Origin of the sequence: Streptomyces spinoverrucosus, from assembly GCF_006539505.1 — a bacterium.
Lineage (GTDB): Bacteria > Actinomycetota > Actinomycetes > Streptomycetales > Streptomycetaceae > Streptomyces > Streptomyces spinoverrucosus.
The window spans coordinates 45510-71545 of record NZ_BJND01000041.1 but is presented as its reverse complement, the minus strand read 5'-3'; the positions used below and the strand labels follow the sequence as shown (position 1 = coordinate 71545).

23 protein-coding genes and 4 pseudogenes are annotated in these 26036 nt (G+C 72.7%); 13 read left to right on the top strand and 14 right to left on the bottom strand.

The genetic code is table 11. The annotated features are described in order from the left end of the window. Positions 1-105: 105 nt before the first annotated feature. The 5 genes from SSP24_RS26435 to SSP24_RS26415 form a co-directional block, all read right to left on the bottom strand. The gene (locus SSP24_RS26435) at positions 106-1533 is read right to left on the bottom strand and encodes an FG-GAP-like repeat-containing protein (protein WP_268255081.1); all 1428 of its coding nucleotides are present in this window, start codon (positions 1531-1533) and stop codon (positions 106-108) included. Positions 1534-1827: 294 nt separating this feature from the next. Beyond that, positions 1828-2922 (bottom strand): integrin alpha, encoded by a 1095-nt coding sequence (locus SSP24_RS26430; protein WP_141312194.1) that lies wholly within the window; start codon positions 2920-2922, stop codon positions 1828-1830. 45 nt (positions 2923-2967) lie between these two features. Next, entirely contained in the window at positions 2968-3240 is a 273-nt protein-coding gene (locus SSP24_RS26425) for a DUF397 domain-containing protein (protein WP_141312193.1), read from the bottom strand. A gap of 17 nt (positions 3241-3257) precedes the next feature. After that, the gene (locus SSP24_RS26420; protein ID WP_141312192.1) at positions 3258-3473 is read right to left on the bottom strand and encodes a DUF397 domain-containing protein; all 216 of its coding nucleotides are present in this window, start codon (positions 3471-3473) and stop codon (positions 3258-3260) included. Further along, positions 3470-4333: a helix-turn-helix domain-containing protein gene (locus tag SSP24_RS26415; RefSeq protein WP_141312191.1), complete on the bottom strand. Its 864-nt coding sequence runs from the start codon at positions 4331-4333 to the stop codon at positions 3470-3472. The genes SSP24_RS26420 and SSP24_RS26415 overlap by 4 nt, the downstream gene beginning before the upstream one ends. Before the next feature lie 158 nt (positions 4334-4491). On the opposite strand from SSP24_RS26415, the gene SSP24_RS26410 reads away from it, so the two are divergent. Further along, a complete protein-coding gene (locus SSP24_RS26410; protein ID WP_141312190.1) occupies positions 4492-4917 on the top strand; it encodes an ATP-binding protein in 426 nt (141 codons plus the stop codon). Between the two features lie 11 nt (positions 4918-4928). Here SSP24_RS26410 and SSP24_RS26405 read toward each other — a convergent pair whose 3' ends face one another. The 3 genes and pseudogenes from SSP24_RS26405 to SSP24_RS26395 form a co-directional block, all read right to left on the bottom strand. Further along, the gene (locus tag SSP24_RS26405; RefSeq protein ID WP_141312189.1) at positions 4929-5732 is read right to left on the bottom strand and encodes a MerR family transcriptional regulator; all 804 of its coding nucleotides are present in this window, start codon (positions 5730-5732) and stop codon (positions 4929-4931) included. Continuing rightward, a pseudogene (locus SSP24_RS26400) lies at positions 5725-6278 on the bottom strand (VOC family protein). The gene SSP24_RS26405 and the pseudogene SSP24_RS26400 overlap by 8 nt, the downstream one beginning before the upstream one ends. Before the next feature lie 34 nt (positions 6279-6312). Further along, on the bottom strand, positions 6313-6783 hold the full coding sequence (locus tag SSP24_RS26395) for a hypothetical protein (protein WP_174864715.1): 471 nt from the start codon (positions 6781-6783) through the stop codon (positions 6313-6315). A 118-nt stretch (positions 6784-6901) separates the two neighbouring features. Here SSP24_RS26395 and SSP24_RS26390 point away from each other — a divergent pair, with 118 nt between their 5' ends. The 6 genes from SSP24_RS26390 (at position 6902) to SSP24_RS26365 (ending at position 14346) form a co-directional block, all read left to right on the top strand. After that, positions 6902-8089, top strand: a complete 1188-nt coding sequence (locus tag SSP24_RS26390) for a PP2C family protein-serine/threonine phosphatase (RefSeq protein ID WP_141312188.1) — start codon at positions 6902-6904, stop codon at positions 8087-8089. A 78-nt stretch (positions 8090-8167) separates the two neighbouring features. Beyond that, entirely contained in the window at positions 8168-9223 is a 1056-nt protein-coding gene (locus tag SSP24_RS26385) for a hypothetical protein (RefSeq protein ID WP_141312187.1), read from the top strand. Between the two features lie 52 nt (positions 9224-9275). After that, positions 9276-9635 (top strand): hypothetical protein, encoded by a 360-nt coding sequence (locus SSP24_RS26380; RefSeq protein ID WP_141312186.1) that lies wholly within the window; start codon positions 9276-9278, stop codon positions 9633-9635. Between the two features lie 4 nt (positions 9636-9639). Further along, on the top strand, positions 9640-12189 hold the full coding sequence (locus SSP24_RS26375; RefSeq protein ID WP_141312185.1) for a caspase family protein: 2550 nt from the start codon (positions 9640-9642) through the stop codon (positions 12187-12189). Beyond that, complete coding sequence (locus SSP24_RS26370; RefSeq protein ID WP_141312184.1) at positions 12189-13544, top strand: extracellular solute-binding protein; 1356 nt, start codon at positions 12189-12191, stop codon at positions 13542-13544. The genes SSP24_RS26375 and SSP24_RS26370 overlap by 1 nt, the downstream gene beginning before the upstream one ends. 40 nt (positions 13545-13584) lie before the next feature. Then, complete coding sequence (locus tag SSP24_RS26365) at positions 13585-14346, top strand: 2-phosphosulfolactate phosphatase (RefSeq protein WP_141312183.1); 762 nt, start codon at positions 13585-13587, stop codon at positions 14344-14346. A 17-nt stretch (positions 14347-14363) separates the two neighbouring features. Here the strand turns inward: SSP24_RS26365 and SSP24_RS26360 are convergent, their stop codons facing one another. Beyond that, complete coding sequence (locus SSP24_RS26360; RefSeq protein ID WP_141312182.1) at positions 14364-15707, bottom strand: helix-turn-helix domain-containing protein; 1344 nt, start codon at positions 15705-15707, stop codon at positions 14364-14366. 204 nt (positions 15708-15911) lie between these two features. Here SSP24_RS26360 and SSP24_RS43040 point away from each other — a divergent pair, with 204 nt between their 5' ends. Both SSP24_RS43040 and SSP24_RS26355 read left to right on the top strand, forming a co-directional pair. Next, entirely contained in the window at positions 15912-16085 is a 174-nt protein-coding gene (locus tag SSP24_RS43040) for a hypothetical protein (RefSeq protein WP_167529710.1), read from the top strand. Between the two features lie 163 nt (positions 16086-16248). Beyond that, positions 16249-16977 carry a GAF and ANTAR domain-containing protein gene (locus tag SSP24_RS26355; protein ID WP_141312181.1) on the top strand — a complete coding sequence of 243 codons (729 nt, stop codon included), beginning with the start codon at positions 16249-16251 and terminating at the stop codon, positions 16975-16977. 28 nt (positions 16978-17005) lie between these two features. Here SSP24_RS26355 and SSP24_RS26350 read toward each other — a convergent pair whose 3' ends face one another. From SSP24_RS26350 to SSP24_RS26340, 3 genes and pseudogenes are all read right to left on the bottom strand, one after another. Then, entirely contained in the window at positions 17006-17800 is a 795-nt protein-coding gene (locus SSP24_RS26350) for a hypothetical protein (RefSeq protein ID WP_141312180.1), read from the bottom strand. A gap of 117 nt (positions 17801-17917) precedes the next feature. Then, positions 17918-18261, bottom strand: a pseudogene (locus tag SSP24_RS26345) (MMPL family transporter); the annotation flags it as partial. Between the two features lie 73 nt (positions 18262-18334). Then, positions 18335-19290 (bottom strand): annotated as a pseudogene (locus SSP24_RS26340) (RNA-guided endonuclease InsQ/TnpB family protein). Between the two features lie 246 nt (positions 19291-19536). Between SSP24_RS26340 and thrS the strand changes: the two are divergent. From thrS to SSP24_RS26320, 4 genes and pseudogenes are all read left to right on the top strand, one after another. Beyond that, positions 19537-20774: pseudogene (thrS, locus tag SSP24_RS26335) on the top strand (threonine--tRNA ligase). A gap of 65 nt (positions 20775-20839) precedes the next feature. After that, positions 20840-21793, top strand: coding sequence for a nucleoside hydrolase (locus SSP24_RS26330; RefSeq protein ID WP_141312179.1), 954 nt, complete (start codon positions 20840-20842; stop codon positions 21791-21793). A 148-nt stretch (positions 21794-21941) separates the two neighbouring features. Then, complete coding sequence (locus SSP24_RS26325) at positions 21942-22388, top strand: hypothetical protein (RefSeq protein WP_141312178.1); 447 nt, start codon at positions 21942-21944, stop codon at positions 22386-22388. Between the two features lie 335 nt (positions 22389-22723). Next, a complete protein-coding gene (locus SSP24_RS26320; protein ID WP_141312226.1) occupies positions 22724-23797 on the top strand; it encodes an aminopeptidase P family protein in 1074 nt (357 codons plus the stop codon). Positions 23798-23807: 10 nt separating this feature from the next. Here the strand turns inward: SSP24_RS26320 and grpE are convergent, their stop codons facing one another. Both grpE and SSP24_RS26310 read right to left on the bottom strand, forming a co-directional pair. Then, positions 23808-24254 (bottom strand): nucleotide exchange factor GrpE, encoded by a 447-nt coding sequence (gene grpE, locus SSP24_RS26315; protein WP_141312177.1) that lies wholly within the window; start codon positions 24252-24254, stop codon positions 23808-23810. 97 nt (positions 24255-24351) lie between these two features. After that, entirely contained in the window at positions 24352-26007 is a 1656-nt protein-coding gene (locus SSP24_RS26310) for a glycoside hydrolase family 13 protein (RefSeq protein ID WP_141312176.1), read from the bottom strand. Positions 26008-26036: the final 29 nt, after the last annotated feature.

The window sequence follows — 26036 nt, the reverse complement described above, 5'->3', positions numbered from 1 at the left end:
TCGGACGACCGGGGCGTGCTGTCCGTCGTCCGGTGAGTGGAGGGATGAGGGAAGGCGTGGACCCCGGTACCCTGCCGGGGTCCACGCGTATCCGCACGCGGGCGGTCAGATCGTCGAGCGGGCGCCCGACAGTGCCTCGCCGAAGTCGATGTCGGCGTGGCGGCGGGTCAGTCCGGCGGCGCGGCCGGTGATGTTCTTCGAACCGCTGATGACCGGGCCGGTCGTGGCGCCGCGGGCGATCCACACCAATCCGTCGGCGTTCTCGCCGGGCGTGCCGGTGACGACTTCGGCGCGGCCGTCCTTGTTCAGGTCGATCAGCTGCGTGGACGCGCCGAACATGTCGCCCTCCTCGGAAGTGTCGGGCAGCCCGGCGGTGTTCTGCGAGTACGTCCTGGCACCGCTCCCGGTCAGACCGGCGGCCGATCCGCGCAGCAGGGTCGCCGTGCCCGTGTAGCTGGCGGAGCCGAGGATCTCCCCGTGGGCGCCGGCGAGCACGTCCGCGTACTTGTCGCCGTTGGTGTCGCCGACGCTGAGGGAGAAGCCGAACAGGTCGCCGTTCTCGCCGTCGCCCGGCACTCCGGCGCTGTCCTGGTGGAACACCCGGGGCTGCTGGCCGGTGCTGATGCCCTGCGCGCTGCCGTAGAGGACCTGGATCTCGCCGCCCCGGTGCGCGGGAGTGTCCCCGGGCATCAGTGACGCGTCGTACGGGTTGCCGGTGACCAGGTCGCCGTAGCCGTCGCCGTTGACGTCGCCGATCTGCCCGGACAGGCCGTCGGCGAGGGGCAGCTCGGTGTACGAGCCGGGCGCGTTCTCCAGGTACACGGGGCCGCTGACGTCTCCGCCGGTGGGGCCGGGCAGCCAGAACCGCTCCGCCCTGCCGTCGCCGTTGACGTCGCCCATGACGACCCCGCGGTTGGTGCCGAGGTCGTTCACGAAGGCCCGGCGGGCCGGGGCGCCGGTGCGGGTGAAGGGGCCCGTGTACGTGGTGGCGCCGCAGTTGCCGGTGACGCCGAGGTCGGGGGCTCCGTCGCCGGTGACATCGCCCGCGGCGACGGCGGCCGCGAAGTTGCAGCCCTCGTCCAGGCCGGTCGGCCTCGGGATAGCGGCACCGCCCTTCAGACCGCCGGAGCCGCCCCACACCACGGTGAGCGAGCCGACTCCCCACATGGTGCCCGCGGACTCCCCGGGGGTGCCGACGAGCAGGTCGGCGTAGCCGTCGCGGTCCAGGTCGGCGGAGCTGACGGCGGTGCCGAAGCGGTCCCACTCCTCCGGGGAGTCCGGGATACCCGCCGTCGCCTGCGTGATGATCGTGCGCCGGGAGGCGGTGACCCCGCTCGCGGAGCCGTACAGCACCACGACCGCACCGGCCGCGTCGACCGAGCCGTTGGCGGCACCGGGCGCGCCGACGGCCAGATCGCGGTAGCCGTCGCCGTTGAAGTCGTTCTGGACGGTGGCGTTGTTGGCGCCGAGGTACGGGGCGGCGGCTGCGGGGTGCGCGGGGAGGGCTACGGCGATGAGTGCGGCGGCGCTCACCGCTGCCGCGGTGGCCAGGAGGCGGGTGGTGGGGGTTCGGGTGGCCGAGGGCCAGGTGGTGGGGGTGCCTGAGGGCCCGGGGGGTGCGGCGGGACGGCATGGTGGCTCCGGTGCGGGGTCGGGCGGGCGACGGGACGGAACGGAGGTAGCGGGCGGGTGACGGGTCGGAGCGCGGGGATCGGGCGGGCGAGGGGTCGGAACTGAAGAATCGAGCGGGCGAGGGGCGGGAACCGAAGAATCGGCGCGGCGACGGGAGGGAACGGAAGAAGAGCTGGCTCACGGGCCAGACGCGGGTCACGGGCCGGTCACCGCCCCTCCGAAGCGGGAGGCGCCTGCCGAGCCGAGGCCCGCGCCACCGGCGCCGACGCTGACCGCGCCGGTCGCCGTGACGGACGTGGCCGAGCCGCGCAGGTACCACAGGCAGCCCGCTCCGCCGTCCTCACCGGCTGCGCTGATCAGCACGTCGCCGTAGCCGTCCTTGTTGGTGTCGACGATCCGTACGGCCGTGCCGAACCCGTCGCCCTTCTCCGAACTGCCCGGAACACCGGCGACGTTCTGCGTCCAGATGCGGGCGCGGGCGGTGTCGAGGAGGCCGGTGGTGCCCCGTACGACCGTGACCGCCCCGATGGCGCTGTCCTCGCCCGGGGCGCCGATCACCAGGTCGGCCCGCCCGTCCTTGTCGGTGTCGCCGATCGCGACCGAGGCGCCGAACCGGTCGCCCTTCTCACCGGAGCTGGGGACGCCCGCGGTGTCCTGGTCGATGGTCTGGACGCGGCGCGGGGAGCCGCCGTACGCGGCGTCGTAGTAGACGGTCACCCGGCCGCCGAGCGAGGTCTCCGGGCTCTGGGCGGGGTCCTCGGGGTTGACCACGACGAGGTCCGGGGAGCCGTTGCCGTCCAGGTTGCCCACGGCGGAGACGGTGCCGCCAGGCAGGGTGTACGTCTCGAAGCCGCCGGGCGAGACGAGCCGGGTCCCGGGATCGTCGCCATGGCCGTCGTAGCCCCATCCGCCGTCCGAGACGCCCCGGCCGTGGATCATGAGCCGGTCGTCATCGGTGTTCGGCAGGTCGACCGCGGTCAGGGCGACGATGCCGTGGCCCGGGTTGAAGTCGGTACCGGTGCCGGAGGTGCCGGACTGCGCCGACAGGTTGGCCGGTATGAACGTCACCTCACTGTCGTTCGCGCCGATGGCGATCGACAGCTTGCCGTCGTTGACGGGGTTGAGGGAGTTGTAGGTGCCCACCGCCAGCGTTCTGCCGTAGGCGTCGTGGGAGGACGGCCAGGGGTCGGCGACCGTCTTCGCCCTCGTGGGACCGGAACTGCCGCCCCAGATGACGGTGACCGAGCCGCCGCCCACGTCTCCGCCGACCTCCTCGCCGGGAGAACCCACGACCAGGTCGCTGTAGATCGTGCACGACGACGGAGTGAGGGGACGTCAGTCTTCCGAGGCGTACGTGACGAACGCGGCCCAGGCCTTCGGCGTGAGGGCGAGGCGGGGACCCTCGGTCTGCTTGGAGTCGCGGACGTGGATGGTGCCGGGGGTGGTGGCGATCTCGACGCAGGACTCGCCGTCGTTGCCGCTGCTGTAGCTGCTCTTGAACCACGTGATGGCGAGTTGGACGCAGGACTCGCCGTCGGTACCGCCGCTGTAGCTGCTCTTGAACCAGGCCAGTTCGGAGACGTCCCCGGCAGAGGCCTTGCGGATCATGATTCCTCCCAGCGGCGTCAGTCTTCCGAGGCGTACGAGACGAAGGCGGACCAGGCATTTGGCGTGAGGGCGAGGCGAGGGCCCTCCGTGTGCGTGTGCTTGGAGTCGCGGACGTGGATGGTCCCAGGAGTGGTGGCGATCTCGACGCAGGAGTCGCCGTCCGGGCCATCGCTGTAGCTGCTCTTGAACCATGCCAGGTCGGGGGCGTCACCGGCAGTGGACTTGCGGATCATGTTTCTCCCAGCAGGTGCTCGATGAGGGCCAGCGACTCCCCTGGTGGAAGAGCCTGAGCCCGGATGGTGCCATACCGCAGCTCGAGAATCCGCAGGTCCCTCGGGTCCGAGACCGGGCGGCCGTTGAATGCGCCATCGGAACGCCCGACAGCCGTGCCGTCGTCGAACTTGAGCAGCTCGATCCGGCCGCTCATGCCGGGGTGCGGCGTGCTGCCCAACGGCATTACCTGAAGTGTGACGTTGCTCAACCGTCCCATCTCCAACAGGCGTTCGAACTGTTGTCGCCGCACCATTGTGCCTCCAACTTTGCGGTGCAGCGTCGCCTCTTCCAGGACGAATCCCAGGGCAGGGGCGGGCGACCGCTCGAAGACGGACTGCCGAGCCATGCGAGCTGCTACCCGCCGTTCCAGGTCCTCCGGTGAATAGGTTGGCTGCCACGACTCCAAGAGGGCTCGGGCGTGCTCAGGTGTCTGCAACAGGCCGGGGATGCTGCTGCAGACATACAAGCCGATCTCGACCGCCTTCGCTTCCAACTTCCCCAGCTCCCGCACCTTCTTCGGGTACCGGACCTTCTTCACGTCCTCCCACATCGCGGAGATGAGCCCATCCGCACCCAACACCTCGTCGGACCTGTCCAGGTACTCCTGCCTGGGAATCCGCTTCCCACCCTCGACCTTGTAGACCATGTCCTCGCCATACCCGATCGCCTTCGCGAAGTCGGCAGCCCGCATCCCCACCGCCTCCCGCCGCAGCTTCAACTGCCGCCCGACGGTCTCGATGACCGCAACACCCCACTCGTCGTCCGGGTCCACCTCCCAACCCGGCTCGTCCGCCTCGGTCTTGAGCTCGACCGTCGTCATCCCGTACCCCCTCCGTCGTACCCGCTGCCGTGCAGCAGCGCCCTACCCGTACGAACCGTCCCGACAGCCTCGACAGCACCGGACAACTTCCGGACAGTCACCGTACGTATCCGCTGAGTCACTTCTCACGGTACGCACGCACCACCACGCTGAGTGACGTGAACCAGAAATCCGCCGAACTCCACACCCCCGTCCGCAACTTCGCCGTGCAGCTCTCCCCCACGCTCCGCGGAGCCCGCCTCGCCCGGCTGCTGGCGACCGAGCAACTCCGTTCCTGGGAGGTGCCGTTGGACCCGGCCCGGCAGATCGTCGCCGAACTGGCCGCCAACGCGGTGACCCACGGACGCGTCCCCGGCCGCGATTTCCGGCTCATGCTCTACGTCGTCGGCGACACCCTGCGCATCGAGGTGACCGACACCTGCGGCGACCGCCTGCCCAAGGCCGGGGAGGCCGCCCCGGACGCCGAAACGGGCCGTGGTCTGCTGCTGGTCGAGGCGCTCGCCGACCGTTGGGGCGTGAGCGAGGACCGCTTCCCACGCAAGACCGTCTGGGCGGAGCTGCGCCTCACTCCAACGCCCAAGTGAACAACCGCGCTCTACTGCCAGGTCGCCATGTCGGGGTCGATGCCGTGGGCCCGCGCACTGGCGTCGACGATGCGACGGAACCACGTGGCAAGGCCGGCGCGGATGCCGTCGTAGTGGGCGGCGAATCCCGGGTCGGCCTCATACATGCGGCCGAGACAGACCTGCATCTGCCTGGTGAGGGGGAAGTACGCGGCAAAGACCTCGCGGTGCCGCTCGACGAGTTGATTCGCTTCCGGGCTACCGGGTGTGACACCGGCGTCCATCGCATCCCCGAGGGCACGGTCGAAGTCGGCCGCGGCGTCGGCGACGGCCTGCCATTCCTCCGGACCGCGAGAGGCCGATCGTTCGGCGTACTGCCGCCATTGCGTCGTGTCCCCGTAGCGCTGACGGGCTTGGGCGGGCCAGTCCGGGTTCCACCGGGGGCCGAAGATCGCGGCCTGCTGCTCGGCGGTCAGCAGCAGGCCGCGCTCGTGGGCGTCGATCATCCGGTCCAGTCCGGCGCTGAGCTGCTGGAGGCGGTCGATCCGCTCCGCGACCTGGGTGCGCTGCGCGCGCAATGCGCCGGCCACGTCCGCGGTCGAGTCGTCCAGGACGGCCCGAATCCTGTCCAGGCCGAGACCGATCTCGCGGTAGACGACGATGCGGTGCAGGCGTTCCAGATCACCGGCGGTGTAGAGCCGGTATCCGGCAGCCGTGCGCAGCGACGGTCGCGCCAGACCGATCTCGTCCCAGTGGTGCAGCGCGCGGACGGTCACGCCCAGACGCGTCGAGACCTGACCGACGGTCAGGCCGTCGGCGTCGGTGGCATCAGGCATGCTCCTCATTGTCGCCGCGACCGACATTGTCGCCGCGACCGACGCCCGGTGGGGTGATCCCGACGGCTGCAAGGTTCCGCGCCTCCTGACTGGCCGGATCGAAGGGCTTCGCCGCGGTGAACACGATCCGGGCGTTCTCGGGGGTGATCACCTCCACGTCGCGGGTGTTCCAGGGAGTGTCCCGTGGACCGTCGACCGAGTCCGGGCGCACCGCACGACAGGCCTCGACCAGGGAATCGACCTGGCTGAGCACGCACGCGAACTGAAGCTCATCGCCGGTGCCTGCTCAGGGACGCTCGCCGCCTGGACGAGGAGTACGTCCTGGAACGCCCATCGGCGCAGATGCACCAGGGTGCCGGGGATGCCGAACAGCTCGAAGAACCCGAGCCCACGAGTCCAGAAGTCCACCGACGCCGCCAGATCGTTCGTGGGGATCGTCACGAACGCGGGCATTCCGTAGATGCCACGGAACGGCTCCGGCGGCAGTGCATCCGGGCCGGGAGGGGGCACGGGACTCATCTCGAACGCGTTGAAGTAGTCGCTCATGCACCCCACCCTCCGGCCTCACGCAACGTGAGGGTCAAGCCGATTCCGTGGCCTCGTGGGTGTAGTAGCGGTAGAACAGCACCGCGGCGACGACGCCCGCGATCACCACCGACATGGCCGCCGAGCGCAGCACGCTGTAGCCGGTCTGGTTGTAGAGGAAGCCGAACGCGACGCCCCAGAAGGCCGCCCAGGCCAGGGCGTGTGCCCCGCGCCGCAGCCGCTTGGCGCCCTCGCGCACGGCGGCGTACAGGACGACGAACGCGAGCGCGGTGACGAAGCCGAACAGGACGTTCCAGCCGGTGATGGGGCCGCCGCCGCGGTCGTTGGCCGCCGCCCAGTAGCCGTAGAGCAGCCCGACCGAGACCGGCACGGCCCACCGCGCGATCGCGTGCGTGCGGGGGCTGAAGAGATCGGGCGTGCGGGTGGCGGGTGCGGTGGACGGGCGGGTGGCGGGCACGGGTGCGCCGGGCGGGCGCGCGCCTGGTGCGGGTGCCGCATGAGCCATGGGAGGACTCCTCTCTCCTCGCCCCCGCCTTCCAGGGCACACCGCGGGAGGGCGGGCGGCAAGTCGGGTGGCCGGGGTTCTGATGCGCAGGGCACGGGAGCGTGTTTGGCTGTGGTGCATGACCAGGCCCGTGACCGGGGGCGGAGGCGGGCAGAGCCTGTTCGCCCGGTATCCCCGCGCCGGGCGCCGGGAGGGGCTGCGGCACCAGATGCTGCGCGTGCGCGGCCGCAGCGTCGCCTGGGTGCCGCCGCTGCTGCTCCTGCTCGGGATCGCGGTGGTGGACGGCTACACCGCCGAGAACTTCCGGATCATCACCTGGATCGTGCTGGTGCCCGGCATCGCCGCCGCCCTCTGCGGGGCGTGGGGCACGGCCGCCTTCGCGGTGCTGTCCCTGCTGGCGTACGCGCTCCTGGACAGGGCCTGGCCCGACGAGTTCCAGGCCGGGCTGCCCGACTTCATCCTGATCGCGCTGGGTGGCCTGCTGGCCACGGCGGCCTGCGTGGTCCGTATCCGCGGCGAGCGGAACCTGCTGCGCATCCGGGGCATCGCCGAGACGATCCGCCGCACCGTCCTGCGCCCGCTGCCCATGCACTGGGGCGGCCTCGACCACGCGGCGGTGTACCTGCCCGCCGACACCTATGCCCGGGTCGGCGGCGACTTCTACGACATCCAGCCCGGCCCGCACGGTACCCGGGTGCTGGTGGGCGACGTACAGGGCAAGGGCCTCGGCGCGGTCGAGATGATGGCGGCCGTGCTGGGCACGTTCCGCGAGTGCGCCTACCACGAGCCGGACATCACCACGGTCGCCGAGCGGCTGGAGGTACGCATCCGGAGCCACCGGGACCACATCGCCGCCCTCGGCCGTTCGGACTTCGACCGTTTCGCCACCGCCGTGCTGCTCGACTTCCCGCAGGACGCGCAGGACGCGGTGGACGTCGTCAACTTCGGCCACGACCCCCCGCTCATCGCGGGCCCGCACGGCGTCCGCACCCTTCCCACGGCCGGCGGCCTCCCGCTCGGCCTCGGCGACCTCGTCCGCCCGGACGTGCCCACCCTGCCTCCGGTCCGCCGCTTCCCCTTCGCCGCCGACGAGACCCTCCTGCTCACCACGGACGGAGTGACCGAGGCCCGCGCCCCGGACGGCACGTTCTACCCGCTGGCCGTCGAGGTGACCCGCGCCCTCACCGCGGACCCGCGCACCGCGAGGCCACGGCGCCTGGCGGCCCTCGTACGGGACGGGGTGCTGCGGCACTCCCGGGGGCACCTGGAGGACGACACGACGGTGTTGGCGGTGCGGAGGATTTAGGCGGGCGTCAGCGGTCCCGGGCCCGGCGGCGCGCACAGCGGTTACGGTGCTGACGTACGTGATCGACAGGGAGGGACCATGCCGGGGACCGTGTTGCTGGTGGCCGCCGCACCCGTGGGGAAGGGGCGGCTGGTGGATGCGGCGACGGTGCTTCCCGTGCTGGCGGCCGTCGCGCCCGGGGTGCTGGCGGGCACGGACACCGCGAACGTCGTCGAGCTGGCCGACCCGGTGGAGCCGCAGGCCGTGCTGACGCGGCTGAGGGCGGCCGCCGGGACCGTGGGCCCGCTGACGGTTTTCGTCACCGGGCAGCTCCTGCTGGACCGGCGGCAGCGGCTGCCGCATCTGGCGCTGGCGCGCACGACCCCGGCCACCGTGCGCTACACGGGCTTCCCCTGGCACTGGTTCCGGGAGGAACTGCGGCTGCGCGCGCCGGGCACCACCACCGTCTTCCTCGATCTGCACGCGGACGCGGAGACCTGGGAACAGCTGCGCACCACGCCGCTCGACTCCGGGCGGAACTGCGCCGTGTACGGGCGGATCGCGCCGCCGCCCCACCGGCGTACGGTGGCCGACCCGTCGTACATGAAGGCCGTCGCGACCATACTCCGCAGCGGGCACCGGCCGCCCGTGGAGCAGCTGCACCAGCAGGCGCTGCACCGGATCACGGGCGAAGCCCCCGGGATCGTGCTCGCCGCGCGGGCGCCCGGCGTGAGCGATCCGCACGCCGCCATCTCCGTCGCCGTACAGGCCGGGCGGCACGGCGACGCCGACGCGCTGGCCGCCCGGTGGGAGCAGGCGGCGGCACGGGCGCACGGCGCCGCCTCCGAGGAGGCGCTGCACTGGACGGAGGTCCGGGCGGACCTGGCGATGTTCGCGGGCGACGCGGCCCGCAGCTGCCGTACCTGGCTCGCGGTCGCGTCGACGCGGCTGGCCGCCGGGCAGGCGCCGGACGCGCCCGCCGTCGAGGCGGCCGTCGACCGCGCCCACCACCAGTGGGGCGAGATCAGGGACCCGGCGCGGGCCCGTGAACTCGGGGCGGTGCTCGCCGAGGTGCGCGGCCGGGTGCCGGGGCGGCGGGTCGGCGCCCTGGACCACGTACACCGGCAGCTGCGGCAGCTCCAGACCCAGCACTGACCCGCGTCCGGACCCTCCCCAGGCGGCAACCCCGGTGCCATGATGGTGAGTTATGGCTGACGGGGACCAAGTGGCGGGCCGGGTCATCCGCGTCCGGTTGGACGAGACCGCGACCGAGAGCGACATCGGCGCGCTGCGCAAGTGGCTGGAGCGGGAACAGGGCCTGGACGAGCTGGTGCGGGCGGGGACGCTCCGCATCCACGAGCGGCGCCGCACCGACGAGACCGGCGCTCCCATGGGCGTCGGCATGGAGATCGTCGTCGCGCTGGTCAGCGCGGCCGCGACCGTGGGCTTCAACCAGCTGATCGTGCAGGTCGGCCGGGCCGTGGAGGCCTGGCGGGACAACCGGCGCGAGGTGGAGGACGGCGATCCGCCCGAGGGCCGCGTGGAACCAGTGGACCTCGACGGGTAGACCGGTGACCCGTTTCGACCCGCGGGGGCGGGTGAACCGGGCACTGCTGGTGGGTGTCTCCACGTACGACTTCACCGAGCCGCCGCACGGTGTGCCGGGCGACCTCCCGGCCGTCAAGCACAACCTGGACCGGCTCCGGGACACCCTCGCCCGCGGCGGGGTCTTCGCCGCGGACCAGATCACCGTCGAACGCTCGCCCTCGCTGGACGACTTCGACCGCGCGCTGCGCACGGCCGCCGAGGAGGCCGAGGGGCTGCTCCTGCTGTACTTCGCCGGGCACGGCGCCATTCCCAGCGCGGGCGACGAGCTGTTCCTGCAGATGCGCAACGCGAGCGTGATCGCGGGCGGGCACGCCGTGTTCCCCGGCGCGGAGATGTTCACGACCGTGCTGACCTGGCTGGCCAGCAGCCCGGCCGAGCGGATCGTGGTGATCCTGGACTGCTGTTTCGCGGGCAACGCGGCGTGGATCTGGGAGCACTTCCGGGACAAGCGGCGCGTCCTGCTGCTGATGAGCGTGCAGGCCAACCACCGCACCGACGCGGGGGACGGCGGGACACCGACGCCGTTCACCGGGGAGCTGCTGCACCTGCTCGACGCGCCTGGTGAGCTGGGGTTCCGGGACGTCTCGGACGCGCTGCGCAAGCGGATGACCGAGGGGCGGCACGAGACGCTGCGCAAGGAGCCGTGGACGCCGCAGAGCCGGGCGGAGCACGACGAGGACGTGCTGCTGTCGGCGCGGGAGGGCGTACGGCTGACGCGTCCCGGCCCCGGTGTCGTACGGCCGCCCCAGCAGCCCCCGCACGTGCCCCCGGGCGGCCCGCTCACCGCCCGCCTGCGCCGCTTACCCGGCGTGCTCCGGGCCGCCCGCCGCCTGGCCTGGACCACCGTCCTGCTCTCCCTCACGGCCACCGGCCTCGGTGTGTACGGCCTCATCGGCCTCGTCGGCGGCTCCGCCGACTGCGCCCCGCCCCTGGAGCTGCGCGTCCTGACCGACCCCGACCTGGAGGCGACGGTCGGCGCGGCGGCCGACGCGTATCTGACGTCGGAGGCGAACACCACCGGCGACGGCTGCCGGCGCAGCGGCATCACCGTCTACAGCGCGGGCTCCGCCGACGCGGTCACCGCGCTGCGCCGCGAGTCGGCCGCCTGGCACGAGCCCCGCGACGAGGACCTCAACCCGCAGCGCGACATCGGCCCGCAGCCCGACGTCTGGATTCCCGCCTCGCGGGCGGACGTCGCCCGCGTCACCACCGGCCAGGACACGGACGCGCTGGCCCGCCTGGAGCCGGACGACCGGGCGCTGGCGTACTCCCCGATCGTGCTGGCCGTGCCCGCGAAGCTCGCCGCCACCTCCCTGGACGAGCGGGTCGGCGGCCCGCTGACCGGGATGCTCGACGCCCTGCGCGAGCGGCACGAGGACGCCGAAGTACGCCGTCCCGACCCGGAGTTCGCCGACGCGGCGCTGCTCGCCACGATCGGCCTGTACGGCACGGGCGCCGACCCGGGCCGGGTGGAGCAGCAGCTCGCGCCGCCGGGACCGCCCTCCCCCACCGCCGCCGACCTGCTGTGCGCGCTGCCCGACGACGACGCCGTCGACCACCGCACCGCCGCTCTCGTACCGGAGTTCCTGATGAAGAGCGGCGTCGGCTGCGACCGTACGACGCGCAGCCCGCGCACCGCCCAGTACCCCGGCGACGTACCGGGCCTGGAGCCCGTCTTCGTGCGGGTCCGCTGGGAGGGCGCCGACCGGGACCGGGCCGCGCGCGACGAGGCGGCCGAGGACTTTCGGGCGTGGCTCGCCGGGGAGGGCGGACGGGCCGCGTTCGGCGCGGCCGGGTTCCGCGCCGCTACCGGCGACCGGGCCCTGCTGGAGCCGGACGAGGCCGCCGAGGGGATACTGCCCGCGCCGTCCCTGCTCATCGAGTCCGCCGGGCGGGACGCGATGGAGACGGCCCTGCGCAAGTACCGCGACGCGCGCGGGCCCGGGCGGGTGCTGTTCCTGCTCGACAGCTCCGGTTCGATGGCCGGGCTGTGGCAGGGGCCGAGCGGCGGCCCCGGCCTGCTGAAGCAGTCGCTGGACGGGCTCGGGGGGCGGGACGAGTACGGCGTGTGGGCGGTGGCGGAGACCGAGGACCGCTCGTACGAGACCCTGCTGCCCTTCGGCCCGCACAGCCGCCGGTCCGCCGAGGCCGCGATCGACGCCGGGGCCCGGGTCCGGGACGCCGAGGCCGATCCGTACGCCGCCCTGGTGGCCGCGCTCGACGACATGGCGGAGCGCGGCGCCGACGACGACCGGCCCCAGCTGATCGTGCACATCACCGACGACGAGGACACCGGCCGCCTCACCGGCGCCCGCCTCGACGACCTCCTGAGCCGGGCACGTCTGACGAACGTGCCGATCACCATGGTGTCCCTGGCGAACGGCGGCTGCGCCGCGGGCAAGCCGGACGCCCTGATCGCGGTGGCGAGCGGCGGCCGCTGCCTGGATGCCGACGACGAACTCGGCACGGGGCTGAGCGCGGAGGTCGCGCGGACCGGAACGGGGGAGCAGTGATGATCCGACGGCTCGCGGTGCTGCTGGCTGTGCTGCTGCTCGCCGGGTGCACCGGTGGCGGGGACGGAACGCGGGCCGCGCCCACCGCCGACGTGCCCGGTGACATCGTGGTCGCCGGTGGGCGGGACGTCACCGGCAAGAACGGCATCCGGCAGCAGCTCATCGACGCCTGGAACCGGCAGCAGGAGCAGGACGGCACCGGCTACCGGGCCCGCCTGGTCGAACTCCCCGGCAGCGCCGACGAACAGCGCAGCCAGCTGCTCGGCGCCCTCCAGTCCGGCAGCGCCGCCTACGACGTCGTCATCCTGGACGTGACGTGGGTGCCCGAGTTCGCCGCCGCTTCTCTGGTCCGCCCGCTGCCCGACGAGGTGCTCGACGCCGATGTCATCGAGTCCGTCGCCGACACCGCCCGCTGGGACGACCGGGTGTACGCGGTGCCGTTCAACAGCGACGTCGGGCTCCTCTACTACCGGCGCGACCACCTCCGCGACGGCGGCGTGCAGCGCACCGACCTCAGCGGCGGCCTGGACTGGCGCGAGCTGGAAGCCATGGCCGACTCCCTCGACGAGAACCCGCCCGACGGCTACGAGAAGGGCTGGACCACCCAGCTCGCCGCCTACGAGGGCCGTACGGTCAACGCGGTCGAGGCGTTCGCGTCGGCCGTGCCCGACCTCGCCCTCACCGACGCCGACGGCCACTACGCCGCCACCGTCGACGAGCTGACCGACGGCATAGCGGAGCTGCGCCGGCGCACCCAGGCGCCGTACCTCCTGAAGGACGCCGTCCACTCCGACGAGGCCGCGACCCTCGGCGACTTCGCGGACGGCCGCACGGCATTCCTGCGGCACTGGCCGTACGCCTACCGCACCCTGCACCAGAGCCTCACCGAGGAACAGCTCGGCGTCGCCCCGCTGCCCGGCCGGGCCGTGCTCGGCGGGCAGAACCTCGCGGTGACCGCGGCCTCGCCGCGCCCCGCGAAGGCCCTGGAGCTGATCAGATACCTCACCGGCAAGGAGAGCGAACGCTGCCTGCTCGACGCCGGGTTCGCGGCGACGCGCGCGTCCGCGTACACCGACGACGCCGTCCGCTGCACCGCCCCGGCCGCCGCACCGTCCCCGTCCGGCGAGAGCACCGACCGCATGCCCCGCGACACCGCCGGCCGCCCCGCCTACGCCCGCCGCATCCTCCTCCCGGCCCTGCGCGACGCCGTACACCGCCCGCGCACCGCTCTGTACGGCGCCTTCACCCAGACCTTCACCACTCAGCTGGGCACCCTCTTCAGCGACCGCCCACCGGGGGACGCGGCACTGGCGGAGGCGCTGGACACGGCGCTGAAGCGGGCGCTGCCCGACTAGGACAGGTCCTAGCTGTACCGGGGTGCCAGACTCGACCGCCATGAGCGACTGGTTCCTGCAGCAAGAGCACGGCGTCCGGTTCGAATGGGGTCCCACCGGTGCCCAGCAGTTGGCGTCGGACGCCGCCTGCCTGGTGGTGGCCGACGTGCTGTCGTTCACGACATCGGTGACCGTCGCCGTCGAGGCGGGAACCCAGGTCTTTCCCTATGCCTGGCGCGATGAGACAGCGGCCGTGTTCGCCCGGAACAAGACGGCGGCACTGGCCGTGGGGCGGCGAGCCGCCACCCCTGCCTCACCGTGGTCGCTGTCACCGGCGGCGCTCCGGCAAGCCCCGTTCACCCCCCGACTCGTGCTGCCCTCACCCAACGGATCCGCCATCGCCGCCGCGGCAGGCGATTCGACGGTGGTGGCAGGCTGTCTGCGCAACGCCACCGCTGTCGGACGATGGCTGGCCCGGCACGGCTACGGGACCGTGGAACGTCCCGTCGTGGTGATCGCCGCTGGTGAGCGGTGGCCGGACGGAAGCCTGCGACCTGCGCTGGAGGACTTGCTGGGCGCGGGCGCGATCATCGCCGAACTGGACTCGCGAGGTGTTGGCCCGCTGTCCTGCGAGGCAGCTGCCGCACGGGCTTGCTTCACGCATACCGCCGATGTCAGGAGTGCAGTGGCCACCTGTTCCTCGGGCATTGAACTGGCCCGGAGCGGGTTCGCCGACGACGTGGCCATCGCCACCGAGCTCGACGCAAGCGTGGTCGTGCCCGTCCTCACCGACGGAGCCTTCCACCACAGAACCGTTCGTTGATGCTTCCGTTGGCGTTGTCACAGAGGAGGCTGTGCGGGTGCGGGACCGAGGGTGGTGGTGCCGGGGGCCGTACGGTGGCCCAGGCCCGTCCGGTACGCGTCCAGCGCGGCCTCCACCCGGCCGGTGCGGCGCAGCAGATCGCCGAGCAGGCGGCAGAGGTCGGCCAGGTCACCGGCGGCGCCCGCGCGTTCCAGCAGGCTGAGGGCGCGGACGTAGTGCTCCTCGGCCGACTCCGTGTCGCGCGCGTCCTCGGCGATCCGGCCGAGGAGGCGATGTGCGGCGGCGGCGTGCACGGCGCCGCGCTCGGAGGAGAGGTCGCCGAGCACGTCGTTCAGGAGGGCGGCGGCCTCCTCGGACTTGCCGCGCCGGTGCAGTACGTCGGCGAGCTCGACGGCGACCTGGCTGCTGTAGAGGGCGGCGCGCTTGGCGGAGAGCATGTCCTGGGCGGCGCGCAGTTCGGTCTCGGCGCGCTCCAGGTCGCCGTTCTGGGCGTAGACGTAGCCGCGCATCCAGTGGCAGTTGGCGAGCTCGGTACGGATCTGGAGCTGGCGGTACATCTCGGCGGCCTTGGCCAGCGAGGCGTCGGCCTCGGCGAGGCGGCCCTCGGCGACCAGGGTGCGGGCGACCTGCCGGTGCATCCGGGCGACCAGGGCGGGGTCCCCGGCCTGCGGCGCGAGGGCGAGCGCGAACTCGGCGGCCTGGGCGGCGCGGGCGTGGGCGCCCATGTCCATGTAGGGGCCTATGGCGGCGGCGTAGAGGAGCAGCAGGGCGTCCGGGTCGTGCAGTCCGCCCCGGTTGAGCTCGTCGAGGGTGGACTCCAGGAGGTAGACGGCGTACCGGAGTTCACCGGCGAGGTAGTGGGCGACGGCGCGGCCGCGCAGTGCGGGGACGCGGGCCGGGAGGGGCGCGTCGTCGAGGGTCCGCTCGGCGCGCTCGAAGTGCTGCCGGGCGGCGGTCAGGTCGCCGGTGTCCAGCGCGCACTCGCCGAGCCCGAGCAGCGCGGTGGCCTGCTCCTCCACCAGGCCGTGCGTCTCCGCCTGCGCGAGCAGGGCGGCGTACTGCTCCCGCGCTTCCTCCGCTTCCCCGGTGGCCAGGGTGCGCTGGGCCTCGGTCAGCTGGAGCCTCAGGTCGGTGGCGAGGCGGGCGGGGCGGCCGGTGGCCAGCTCGTCGAAGGCGACGCCGAGGCGGTCGGCGAGGTGGCGCAGCGCATCGTCGGAGGGGCGGACGCGCCCGGCCTCCAGGGTGGAGATGTAGGCGGGGGTGTAGGCCGGTTCGGCCAACTGCCGCTGGGTGAGGCCGCGTTCGTGCCGCAGCTGCTGCACTCTGCGCCCGATGGTCTCCGGGTCGTCCCGCTTCGCCATGCGCTTAATCATGCCAGTAAGTGGAGTTATGTTGAGGGGAGTTGCACAGGAAGACGCGCTGTTGGCGGCGGGTCGGCCGACGCCGCCCGCCGCCCGGGCGGATTGGCCAACTCCCCGGGGACCTCTTCCCGTTGGACCTCCTGACCCCTAGGTTAGGAACGAAATTAAGGCTGCTTAACCCCCCACTGTCGTTGCGAGGTTGCCGTGCCCGGACCCACATCCGCTCCCCACGGACGCCCTTCCGCCCGCTACGCCCGAGCGTTCGCCGCGGCGATCGTCGCGGCCGCGGCCCTGATCACGGCGGCGAACGCGGGACCGGCGCGGGCGACGGAGCCGGTGCAGACGTCGGTGCAGGGGGTGCCCGGCCAGGGCCGGTAGCGGAGGTCGGTGAGCTGCCCGGGGCGCGGTTTGGGGTGGCCGGGTACGGGTAGTCGGGCCTCGTTTCCGGGCGGGTCGTGGGTGTGGTGCCGCGGTGTGTGGTTCCGCGGTGTGTGACGCCGGCCCACGTCGTCCGAGGCGGTCGTCGGAGGAGGGAGTCACCGTGCGGCCCAGGGACGAACCGGAACGGGCGCGGGCTGCCGAGGCGATCGCCGACGGGGTGCGGGACGCCGAGCCCGGTGAGATACCGCGCAGGCTGTGCCACGTCGCCGTCCGGCTGCTGCCGGTGGCGCGGGCGAGCGTGTCGCTGTGCCACGAGGGCATGCCCGTACCGCTGAGCGCGAGCGACGACCGGGCGGCGTACCTGATGGAGGTCCAGGCCACCCTGGGTGACGGCCCGTGCCTGCACGCCGCGCGCACCGGCTCGCCCGTGATCGCGTCCGACCTCGCGGGCGGCCGGGACGCCGACCGCTGGCCGGTCTTCGCCCAGCAGGCGACGGCACTCGGGGTACGGGCCGTGTGCGCGCTGCCACTCGGCGACGACGCCGGGTGCCTGGGCACGCTGGACCTCTACCGCGACGTACCCGGCCTGCTCAGTCCCCGCGACCTGCGCACCGCGTACCTTGTGGCCGGGGTCATGACGGTCGCCCTGATGGCCCTGCCCACCGGCGAGGAGAACGGCGGTCGGTCATCGGACGGCCTCTGGCTCAGCGACCTCGCCACCGAGCACGACGAGGTCTACCAGGCCATCGGCATGGTCATGGCCCAGCTGGGCGTGGGCTCGGACGAGGCGCTGGCGCGGTTGCGGGGGCATGCGTTCGCGCGGGGGCTGACGGTGCTCGACGTGGCGCATGACGTGGTGGCGCACAGGGAGCGATTCGAGCGGGACTAGCGGGACAGGTTGGGCCGGTGGGGTGGATTTACACCGTCACCCGCCCTTGCTTACGCACCTCCGCCAGCCGCTTGGCGCCCAGCTCGGCCGCGGCCTGGGTGAACTCGGGGTAAACGTCGCCGAGCCCGCCGTTGGTGACGGTGAACGCGTCCTCGCCGACCCGGACGGCGGCGACGTCGAGGGTGAGGGTGACGGGCTCACCCTCGCCCGGACCGTCGTCGTCACGGGTGACCAGGACCCGCAGCCCCTGCCGCGCATCGCCGACCTCGGGCAGCGGGGAGTCGACGACCTGCACGCCCTGTACGGCCCCGCGCGCGGTGGTCGCCGTGAACTGGCGGCACTTCTGCGGCAGGGTCCGCATCCAGACGAGCGTCCGATCGACGTCCGTGGGCCGCTGCGAGGACACCTGGTAGCGGAGCTGGGCGTCGGCGTACCCGTCGTCGAGCCCGATGACGGCGCGGGCCGGAGCCCCGAGGAGCTCGTCGCTGTAGAGGGCGTCGAGCAACCGCTGACAGTCGGGCATCTCGCGCGGCGCGGACGCCTTGAGGAACCCGTCCCGCCAGGTCGCGACGCCCTGGGTCGGCGCCCACGGGTCCCCGAGATCGGCCTCGGTGATGAGCGCGGCCCGGGCCTGGTCGTCGGTGAGGGCGGGCGGTGTCTTGGGGGGCGTGGAGACGCCGTCGGGTGTGCCGGAGGAGAACTCGGGGGAGTTCGCGTACCGCGCGACATCGGAGGCGAGCCCCGAGCAGGCACCGACGGCGATCAACCCGGCCGCCGACAACAGGGAGACGACGAAGAAGCGGGCGGACAGACGCGGGGTCATCGGGGTGCCTCCAGGGGACTTTCCGACGTGGGTGGATCAACGAGACCACCCCAACCGCCGACTCACCAGCACGCCGGGCCGTACGGGGCAGGGGGCTGGGCCGTATGGGTGAGCGGGGTCCCGGGCCTCGTCGATGGCCTGCTCCAACCGTGTCTTGCCGGCGTCGGTGAGGTCGTTCGCCGCGACCTTGTAGGTGACGGTCGCGTACGCCGTCGTACCGTCCTGGCTGACCGCCCGCGCCTGGAACGGGTCGACGGCACTCGCGACCTGCGAGCCGTCGACAAGCTCGGCCACGGTCTCCTCGATCGCCCGCTTGTTGTCGGCGGCGGTCACCGTCTCGCCGCCCGGCGCGACGAAGACGACCCGCGCGGTCGCGCCGTCCGCCGAGGCGCCGGGGAAGCGCTGACAGCCGCCCGGACCAGGGCGACGTACGAGCGTCGCCGGAAGGCCAGACGGCCCACTCGATACAGGAAATTGACTTGCACCTCGGGCTGAAGCCTGAGGATTCTGGCTTTCTCGATCGTTGCTGTACCGCTACGCGGCACGGGGTTCGGTCGGGAATCCGTCGCTTCCTGTTTCTTCGCGCTGTGCCGGGATTGGTCCTGGTCTTACCGGCGCTCCGCAGGCCGATACCGCCAGTCCGGCGGCCGTCTTCACGTTGACGCCGCAGGTGGAGCAGGTCTGGGAGGTCGGTGTGAACCGGCCGATCTTGACCAGGGTGCGGCCGTACCGTTCCGCTTTGTACTCCAGCATGCTGATGAACGATGACCATCCGGCGTCGTGCACGGACCTGGCCAGCTTCGTGCGGCGGAGATCAGCTTCGTGGAGAGCTGGTGGTGGAACTCACGGCGTGCGTCAGCGACTTCGGCGTGGGCGCGGGCGACCTTGAGACATGCCTTGGCGCGGTTCTTGGATCCCTTCTGCTTGCGGGAAAGTTCCTTTTGGGCCTTCTTCAGCTTCTTCTCCGCGCGCCGCAAAAAGCGCGGGGAGTCAATCTTCGTGCCGTCGGAGAGGACCGCGAAGTGGGTGAGGCCGAGATCGATGCCGATGATGCGGTCAGTCTCCGGCATCCGGGTCGCGTCGGCGGCGGGGTCGGTGTCGAGGACAAAGGAGGCGAAGTAGCGGAACCGGATCGACTGCCGCGTGTCCTTACGGGACTTGAACCGTGGTGCTCCCACCTTCGGTCACTTGCGCGTGCCCTTGAGGGAGGCGAAGAAGTTGCGGTACGCCTTCTCGGCGTCCCGCAGGGACTGCTGGAGCACCACCGCGGAGACCTCGCTGAGCCAGGACCGCTCGGCTATCCGCTTCGCCTCGGTGATCAGCTTCCGGGACAGCTGCCCGGCCGTCGGGAACGGCTGCTCGGCCTTTCGGGCGTCTTCACGAGCGCGGACCGCGTCGTTGAACACGACACGCGCGCACCCGAACGCCTTCGCCAACGCAGTCTGCTGACCGATGTCCGGGTACAGGCGGAAGCTGTACCGGAGCTGCATGGCTGTCACCCTACGGGGGTCGGGGTCGGCCGGTGGGACGAGAAATGCTTCGCGGCGGCGTCCGTCCCCGCGTTACCGTCTCCTCATGAAGCGTGCCCGTCCGTCTCTCACGACGACGCCGGAGAGTGTCCCGGCGCGCTGACTGCTGAGTTGATGTCGAAGCCCCGGGGTGAGGGACCCCGGGGCTTCGGTCTGTGCAGCGGGTTCTCGCCCCGATCGCGAGAAAGAGGGAGACCCGTGCATTCGATGGAACCCGCGTACGACCACCGGCGCCTTGGGCGGGAGCTGGAGCTGTTCGGTACCGATCCGCTGATGGGGGCCGGGCTGCCGTACTGGCTGCCGGACGGGGCCGTCGTACGGCATGCGCTGGAGGAGTACCTGAGGGACGTGGAGCGGTCGGCCGGGTATCGGCATGTGTACTCGCCCGTGCTCGGGAAGCGGGAGCTGTACGAGATCTCGGGGCACTGGGAGCACTACCGCGACGACATGTTTCCGCCGATGGAGGTGGGGGCGGAGGAGGTCGTGCTGCGGCCGTCCCTCTGTCCGCATCATGCGCTCATCTATCGGGCGCGAGCGCGGAGTTATCGCGAACTGCCGCTGAGGATCGCCGAGTTGGGCGCGATGTATCGGGCGGAGCTGTCGGGCGTGCTCGGTGGGCTCACCCGGGTTCGGGGGATTCAGCTCAATGACGGGCATGTCTTCTGTACCGGTGAGCAGGCCGTCGATGAGGCCGGTGCCGCCCTGGAGATGATTCGGCGGGCGTACGCCGATCTCGGGATCTCCGCTGCTCGGTACCGGCTGTCGTTGCCGGGGGCGGGCGACAAGGGCGGTAAGTACGTCGATGACGAGCGGCTTTGGCGGCGGGCCACCGCGTTGTTGCGGGACGTGCTCGATGCGGCGGGGGTGGCTTACGAGGCCGTCGAGGGCGAGGCCGCTTTCTATGGGCCCAAGGTCGATGTGCAGGTCGTGGATGCGGCGGGGCGGGAGGCCACCCTGTCCACCGTGCAGATCGATTTCTACCAACCCGAGCGGTTCGGGCTGCAGTACGTCGGTGCGGACGGCGGGAAGCATCGGCCCGTCATGGTGCATCGGAGCGTCATCGGAAGCGCGGAACGGGCCGTCGCGCAGCTCATCGAGGTGCACGGGGGCGCCTTTCCGGTGTGGCTCGCGCCCGTGCAGCTTGTCGTGATGCCCGTGGTGGAGGCGCAGAGGGGGTGGGCCGAGGAGGTCGTGCGGCGGGCCCTGGGCCGTGGGGTGCGGGCCGAGGTCGCCGGGGCCGAGCAGGGGAGTCTGGGGGCTCGGATCCGGGCGGCGCGGTACGTGCCGTATCAGGTCGTCGTCGGCGAGCGGGAGGTCCAGGACGAGGCGGTCTCCCTGCGGCTTCGGGACGGGCGACGGTGGGGAGCCTCGGCGCGGACGACCTGGTGGACCGGATCGTCGCCCGGGTCGCGGCTCGCGGCACCGCGTTGTGGGAATCCGCGTAGGGTCGCTCGCGTAGGCAGGGGTCGTACCGGCCCGGTGAGAAGAGCCCCGCGTGAAGGAGCCCCGCGTGAACGGTCAGCCCATCCCGGTGATCATCGACTGCGACACCGGCGTCGACGACGCCCTTGCCCTGCTGTTCGCCGTACGGCACCCGGGGATCGACCTGCGCGCCGTCACCTGCGTCGCCGGGAACACCGACGTGGACGGCGTCGTACGGAACACGCTCACCGTGCTGGAGCAGGCGGGCGCCGGTGACGTACCCGTCGCCCGGGGTGCCGCGCGGCCGCTGGTCGAGGCGCCGCGTTCCGCCCGGCATGTGCACGGGCACGACGGGATGGGCGACCTGGGGCTGCCCGCGCCGGCCCGTACGCCGGTGGACGTGGACGCCGTGACGCTGCTGCGCCGCGAGATCCTCGCCTCCCCGCGGCCGGTCACCCTCATCCCCACCGCGCCGCTCACCAACATCGCCCTGCTGCTCCGCACCCACCCGGAGGTGACCGCCAACATCGAGCGGATCGTATTCATGGGGGGTGCGGTGGCCGCCGGGAACGCGACGCCCGTCGCCGAGTTCAATGTGTGGCACGACCCGGAGGCCGCGGCGATTCTGCTCACCGCCGGGGTGCCGATCACCATGTACGGGCTGGATGTGTTCATGCGGGTCGTCGTCCCGGCCTCGGACGTACGGCGACTGCGGGCCGCCTCCGAGCCGGGGGTGCGGCTCGGGGGTGAGCTGCTCGCCCATCGGGGACCGGGGACCGAGGAGGATCCGGCGGGCGGGCTCGGCGACGCCGGTGCGGTGTGCGCGGTCGCCGATCCCGCGGGGCTCACCACGCGGGCACTGCCCGTCGAGGTGTCTCTGGCGCCGGGGCCGACCCGGGGGCAGACCATTGTCGACCTCCGGCCCCGGCCCGGTGAGTCCGAGATCCACGGCGAGGCGCGTGAACAGCCGCTGGTCGATGTGGCGCTGGACGTCGACGAGGAGCGGTACGTGAAGCTGTGGCTGGCGACTGTGGAGGGCTAGGGCCTGTCGCCTGAGAGGCGCAGTCCCTCCCAGCCGACCTGATCCCAACCTCAGACCCCAGCCATGGGCTGACCTGCGCGGATGCGGGTGCGCGCGGGTGGGCCTTCACTGGAGGGAGGGTGACGGGTTCCTCGGGCTGGAGGCTGGCATGGCCGGTTGCCGGGCGCGGTGGGTGGTCGCAGCGGTGCTGGTTGCGGTGGTGGGCGCCGGGTCGGTGGCGTGCGGGGGTGAGGGCGAGGAGGAGCCGGGGGCGCGGGCCTCGGATCTGTGGGCGTCCGCCACGGCGGAGGCAGAACGCAGGTTCGACGAGATCAGGGCGGGCGTCGACGTCAACAAGGACGTGACGCTCGGTGACCCGGTGAGCGGGCGGGACGGGCGCACGACCGTCGAGGTCAGGGTGCGCAACACCGCCGACAGTACGAAGTCCTTCGCCGTGCAGGTCAACTTCACCGACCCGGACGGGGACTTCCGGGACGCCGTCGTGCTGACCGTGGCCGACGTACCGGCCGGGGAGACCGGGACGGGCACGGCCCGCAGCACGCACGAGCTGTCCGGTGAGGTGCGGGCGGAGGTGGGGCGGGCGGTGCGGTACTGACGGGCGGGACGGCCTTCGGGCTCACTCGTATGGGCTAGTTCGCGGACGCACCCAGCCGACCGAACCCTTCCAATGGACGGGACCGCGGCGGACAGCCACGGCCGAGCGACGAGGCGACAGTGATGAGCGAGACAGCGGGACCGATGGGCGCGATGGACCCGGTGCACCCCGAGCACCCGACGCATCCCGAGCACCCGGCGCACCCCGAGCATCCGGCCCACCTGGCGCACCCCGAGCACCGGGCCCACCCCGAGAACCCGGCCCACCCGGCGCACCCGGTGGCTTCCGGCGACCACGACCCCATCGCCTTCACCGAGCACGACTACGCCACCCGGATGCGCCGCGCCGCCCGTGACGCGGCCGCCGCCGGGCTGTCGGGGGTGCTGGTCACGCCCGGCCCGGACCTGGCGTGGCTGTGCGGGTACCGGCCTCCGATCACCGAGCGGCTCACCCTCCTCGTCCTCACCCAGGACTCCGAGCCCCGCCTCCTCGTCCCCGCGCTGGAGCGGCCGGACGCCTCGGCCGCGCCGGGGGCGGGCGCGGTGCGGATGACGGAGTGGCGGGACGGGCAGGACCCGTACGCCGCCGCGGCGGGGCTGCTGCGGCCCAACGGGCGGTACGGCGTCGGGGACGCGACCTGGGCGCTGCACCTGCTCGGGTTGCAGGAGGCGCTGCCGCTGACGACGTACCGCGCGCTGAGCGTCGTACTGCCGATGCTGCGAGCCGTGAAGGACGCGCACGAGGTGGAGCGGCTCGCCGCGGCGGGCGCGGCGGCGGACGCGGCGTACCGGGAGATCCTGGCCGTACGGTTCGCGGGGCGGCGGGAGGCGGACGTGGCCGCCGACCTGGCGCGGCTGCTGCGCGAGCACGGGCACAGCCAGGTCGACTTCACCATCGTCGGCTCGGGGCCGAACGGGGCGAACCCGCACCATGAGGCGGGGGACCGGGTGATCGAGGACGGGGACATGATCGTCCTCGACTTCGGCGGGCTCAAGGACGGGTACGGCTCCGACATCACCCGTACCGTGCACGTGGGTGAGCCGAGCGCCGAGGAGCGCAAGGTGCACGACATCGTGCGGGTGGCGCAGGAGGCGGCGGTGCGCACGGTGCGGCCGGGGGTGACGTGCCAGGAGATCGACCGGGTGGCGCGGGCGGTGATCGAGGAGGCCGGGTACGGCGCGTACTTCGTCCACCGCACCGGCCACGGCATCGGCGTCACCACCCACGAGCCGCCCTATCTCGTCGAGGGCGAGCCGCAGCCGCTGGTGCCGGGGATGTGCTTTTCCGTGGAGCCCGGGATCTATCTGCCGGGCCGGTTCGGGGTCCGGATCGAGGACATCGTGACGTGCACGCCGGACGGTGTGCGGCGGCTGAACAACACGCCGCACGAGATGGCCGTCGTGGCGTAGGGCTACGGCGCTACTCCGGGCCGGTGACCTCCACGCAGGCCGGACGCAGCAGCTGGTCACCGACCCGGTAGCCGGGGCGCAGGACCGCCGTGCAGGTCGGGCGGGGGCAGGACGGGGAGACGTGGTGGGCGAGCGCCTCGTGGCGGGCCGGGTCGAAGGGGTCGCCCACCTCCCCGAACGCCACCAGGCCCAGCGCCCCGGTCTGGACCTCCAGGGCCTCGGTGATCTCCCGCAGCCCCGGTGTCATCGTCTCGTGCGCGCAGGCCCGGTCCACCGCGTCCAGCACCGGCAGCAGCCCGCGCAGCACATTGGCCACCGCGATCTCCCGTACGGCGAGCCGGTCCCGCCGTACCCGCTTGCGGTAGTTGTCGTACTCGGCCTTCACGCGTTGCAGGTCGGCGGTGCGCTCGGCCAGCTCCGCGCGGGTGCTCCCGCCGGAAGCCTGGGATCCGGCCATCCCGGCCACCTCCTCGCACAAAGCGAGCTGTGCCTACCAGCCCTGGGTAAGCCGAGGGCAGCGGCTTGTCAAGGGGAGGCCTCCCCCGGGCATGGGGTCAGCGGCCTAGCCAGACCGTGGTGTCGGGGCCCAGGCGTCCGTCGGGCTCCAGGGGCGCGCTGGACAGCAGCGGATCGCCGGGCGGCAGGGGTACGGGACGGTCGGAGAGGTTGGCCAGGCAGCGCCAGCCGTCGGAGCGCACGAAGTGCAGCACGCCGGGCGGGGTGTCGTCGGCCCAGGTCAGCGACTCGCCCTCCAGCAGCTTGCGGCGCAGCCGCAGGGCCGTGCGGTACAGCTCCAGGGTCGAGCCCTCGACCCCGTCCTGGGCCTCGACGGCGTACGACGCGAAGCTCGCCGGCTGCGGCAGCCAGGCGCCGCCCGCGCCGAAGCCGTACGACGGACCGGTCATCGTCCACGGCAGCGGCACCCGGCAGCCGTCGCGGCCCTTGCGGACGCGGCCCGTCTGCTCCCAGATGGGGTCCTGGAGGACGGCCGTGGGCAGGTCGGCCACCTCGGGCAGGCCGAGTTCCTCCCCCTGGTAGACGTACGACGATCCGGGCAGCGCCAGCATCAGCAGCGTGGCGGCGCGGGCGCGGCGCAGGCCGGCCGCCGCGTCGACGGTGGGGGCGTTGCCGCCGGACAGGAGCCAGGCGTCGGGGTCGGTGCCGGGCGGGAGCATCAGGCGGGTGGCGTGGCGGATGACGTCGTGGTTGGACAGCACCCAGGTGGCGGAGGCGCCGGCCGCGTGGGCGGTGGCGAGGGACGCGGTGATGACCTCGCGCAGCTCGTCGGCGTCCCAACGGGCCTTGAGGTACTCGAAGTTGAAGGCCTGGCCGAGTTCGTCCGGGCGGGCGTACAGCACGCGGCGGGCGCCGGGGACCCAGGCCTCGGCGACGGCCATGCGGGGCGGGGAGTAGGCGTCGAGGATCTTGCGCCAGTCGCGGTAGATCTCGTGGACCTCGTCGCGGTCGTAGAAGGGGTGGCTGCCCGGTGGCATGGTCGCGAGGGCGGCCTCGTCGCTGAGCTCGGGGGCGCCGAGGTCGCGGAGGGGTTCGCCGAGGTCCTTGGCGAGGGCGTGCGCGACATCGACGCGGAAGCCGTCGACGCCGCGGTCGGACCAGAAGCGCAGCGTGGTGCGGAAGTCGGCGCGGACCTCCTCGTTCTCCCAGTTGAGGTCGGGCTGCTGGGGGGCGAACAGGTGCAGGTACCACTGGCCGTCCGGGACGCGGCGCCAGGCGCTGCCGCCGAAGACGGACTGCCAGTCGGTGGGCGGGAGTTCGCCATGGGCACCGCGGCCGTCGCGGAAGACGTAACGGTCGCGGGCGGCGGAACCGGGTCCGGCGCGCAGCGCCTCCTGGAACCAGACGTGCTGGTGGGAGCTGTGGTTGGGGACGATGTCGACGAGCACCTTCAGGCCCAGGCGGTGTGCCTCGGCGACCATGGCGTCGAAGTCGTCGAGGCTGCCGAGGCGGGGGTCGACGTCGCGGTAGTCGGCCACGTCGTAGCCGCCGTCGGCCAGTTCGGAGGGGTAGAAGGGGCTGAGCCAGAGGGCGTCGACGCCGAGGGCGGCGAGGTGGGTGAGGCGCTGGGTGATGCCCTTCAGGTCGCCGAGTCCGTCGCCGTCGGCGTCGGCGAAGCTGCGGGGGTAGACCTGGTAGATGACGGCCTGACGCCACCAGTCGGGGCTTTTGGGGGAGAGGTCGGCAGTGGTCACTCGGGCTCCTCCTACGGTCGGTCGCTCTG